This is a genomic window from Helicobacter sp., from assembly GCF_022770205.1.
Classification (GTDB): Bacteria; Campylobacterota; Campylobacteria; order Campylobacterales; family Helicobacteraceae; genus Helicobacter_D.
The window spans coordinates 1-3,120 of sequence record NZ_JALEIK010000011.1 but is presented as its reverse complement, the minus strand read 5'-3'; the positions used below and the strand labels follow the sequence as shown (position 1 = coordinate 3,120).

The window sequence follows — 3,120 nt, the reverse complement described above, 5'->3', positions numbered from 1 at the left end:
AAAAGCCTTTAGAAAGTCCTGCTCTAAATTCAGAATTTCCATCTTTTAGTATTATAGTATTTACACCAGCATTTTCTACTATCCGTCCATTTTTTATTATATCAGGCAATTTGTTTATAAGCTCTATTGCCTTTGCTTCCGCTTCTGCTTTGCTTAATCCTTGTTCCATAAACTCAGCTATTCTTTTATCTATAATGTGCGCTAATCCATAGCCTTTATGGGCTTGTGCGTCTGTTACTTCACCCCATACTAAATCAATATCGCCTAACTACTCCCTGTAAAACGCCCCTGCAACTTGTCCTTGTCTTTCTGCTAAAAGCTTTTTGATAGCATTTGGTCCGTCGTGATAAAACTCTGCGTAATTTGTGCCAAATTCTTTTATAGGCTTTATATTAAGGGCTTGTTCTATCCTTTGTCTTGGGCTATCTATTTCAAAGTCTTGGATTTTGACACCTTTTTCTTTGGCTATCATTTGAGGTATAGCATCATCCCTCAAAGCTCCCTTATAAAAGAAGTCTTTTAACTTTTGTTCTCCTATGTATTCAAAGTAGTTATCTTTTGCTAGCATTGGTTTTAAAAAAGGATATATTCTGTCCTTTCTCTTGTTCAATTCCCTGTCAAAGTCCTCGTGTAAGGCTTTAGGCAACTTTTTATCAAGCAGTATTTTCATAAACTCATCATCGCTTAAATCATATAATTGATAAGCTTTGTATTGTATTTTGTGTAAGATTTGGCTGGCTTGGCTTTGATGAAAGTTATATAAACCAGTGGTTTTTATGTAGCTAAAATTATCTATGAATAAATCCAAATCCTGCAAAAATCTTTCCTTTTGGCTTGCGCTTATTCCTGCTTGCTGTGCTTGCTCTATGCTTTGGGTTAAGATTTGCTTGTATTTAGCTAAGTCATCAGGCTTTTGCTGCTGTGCAAACTTCCATTGCCCATCTAGTTTTCTATTAAGCTCAGACATAAACACTTTGAAATTTTCTAAAGTTTTTATTTTGTCTTTGTTTGTGCCTTTGGCGGTAAAAAACTCATAGATTTGCTTGGCTTGTTTGTTATACAAGGCTATTTTAGATTCTAGCACTTCATCTTTTTTAGCTTGCGCGCTTGGGCTTAGTTTGGTTTGGGCTAAGCTTTGCTCGCTATTTTCTCTATTTTCTTTTGTTTTGATTTTTGCTTGTTGTGTTGTTTGTGGTATAATCTCTTGTTGGTTCGATGATAGAGAGTTTCTCGGGTGCGTTTCATCGGCAAAACTACCTGCGCCACCTGTCTGCGTGGTTTCCAGCTTTTTAGCGTTATTTTGCCTGTATCCTGTAACGACAAATTTATTATTTTCTTTTTTCCCTAAAATCATAGTATGCCGTGGCGATTTTAATATGATTTTATCATCACTTTCCTTTACTAAAACGCCTTTCTCTATAACCTCGCTTAATTCTTTTGCTAAATCCTTAAACTCTTTGCCGTGTTTATCCAAAATGTGAGCTAATCCAAAACCTCGCCACTCGCTGTTTTCGTCCTTGTAAGACTTGCCCCACACTAAGTCAATATCGCCTAACTCCTCCCTGTAAAACGCCCCTGCAACTTGTCCTTTATACTCTCCTTTTTTTCCGCTTTCTTTAAAGGCTTGTGCTTGCGTTAGCAATTTTTGTATCGCAGATTCCCCGCTATGATAATGTTCTGCATAGTTTGTTCCAAATTCTTGTAAGGGTTTAATGTTGTATAAGATTTCTATATTCTGTCTAATATCTTTAAGGTCAGTTCCAAAAGGCAAAGTGAAAATATCATCATCTTTTATAAGTCCTTTGCTAAAGCCTTCAACATCACCAACATTCCTTTTAATTTGCCCTCTTATAAGAGGTTCAAATCTATCAAAAAAGATTCTTGCTTCTGCCAATTGCATTTCGTGATAATTACCATCTGCGTTTCCCCATTCTTGTCTATAAATCGTTTTGTCTAAGTTATAAGCACCAAAAGGATTCTCAAAGTCAAAATTTATGGATTTAAGCTCTTGTGTTTCTTCTCTTGTACTAATTAGGTTTAAGTGCATTAATTGCCGTCTTTGTTTGCTAAAATCCTTTAAAAGTGCCTGCATTTCCTTATCAAATTTGTTAATCCTATCTTGTCTTTGTTTGTGTAATTTATCTTTTTGCTTTTGTGTTTTTGCGCTATTAATTTGCTTGTCTATGGATTCTATGGAAGTAAGAGTATTTTTATAAATTGCTTGCAATTCTTGCATTTTTATATTTGGCATTGGTGTGGTTTTTAGATTTAGTGGATTTTCTAAAGAGATTCCAAGCTTTTTTATTCTTTGTATTTCTTTATTCAAGTCTTGTTGGCTGCTTTTTATTCTTTTTTCAACGTCTGCTATTGCTCCTTTTGCCCATTGTATTGTTTCTTTATCATTTTCTTTTATTGCTTGTTGTAAAACTGCTTTGCGCGACTCCAGACTTTGTTTTGCATACATAACCTCTTTTGCCAGCCTTACATAATCACTTGTTGTTTGTAACATTTGGTATTTATTTTTCTTTTGGATGTTATTGTTATTTTGCGCTTGTGTATTTATTTTTGAGTTTTTTGGTAGAATTGCGTTTGGATTCTCACTGGGCGCATTGAAGCTTGCGGTGTCAATGTCTTTTGACTTTGGGGATTGCTCCATTAAGTCCTTGCCGCTGGGATTAAACTTAATGGCGTTTAACTCATCTAACTCTAAACTATAAATTTTCTTTCCATTTTGCTCGTATTCTTTAAGCGTTAAAAGCGCATTAGCATTTTCAAAAGGTGCGTTATAGCGATGTATGGTTAAATTTATGTCTGTTGGGTCTTTGTAGCTTGTGGCTTTTGTTGCTTTTTCAAAGAGTTCTGTAACTTGCTCAACTGCTTTAAAATGCTCCACTTCACTAAATCCATTTGCTACGCTTTTTGATACGGCTTTATCACTTATCATCTTGCGTATTCCTTTGTTAGTTAGCATTGCTACTTCTTGCGTGTTTAGATTAACAATATCTTTATTAATTCTAGGTTTAAGATGTGCTTTTGCATTTTCTCTTAATGTGTAAATGTTTTGTTCTGTGTTTGTGTTACCACTGCTTGGGCTTATTTTTGTAGGTTTTAAAATCTCCT

2 pseudogenes are annotated in these 3,120 nt (G+C 34.9%); both read right to left on the bottom strand.

Annotated elements, in window-relative coordinates:
• Positions 1–259 (bottom strand): annotated as a pseudogene (locus MRZ19_RS01845) (hypothetical protein); the annotation flags it as partial.
• 9 nt (positions 260–268) lie between these two features.
• A pseudogene (locus MRZ19_RS01840) lies at positions 269–3,120 on the bottom strand (hypothetical protein); the annotation flags it as partial.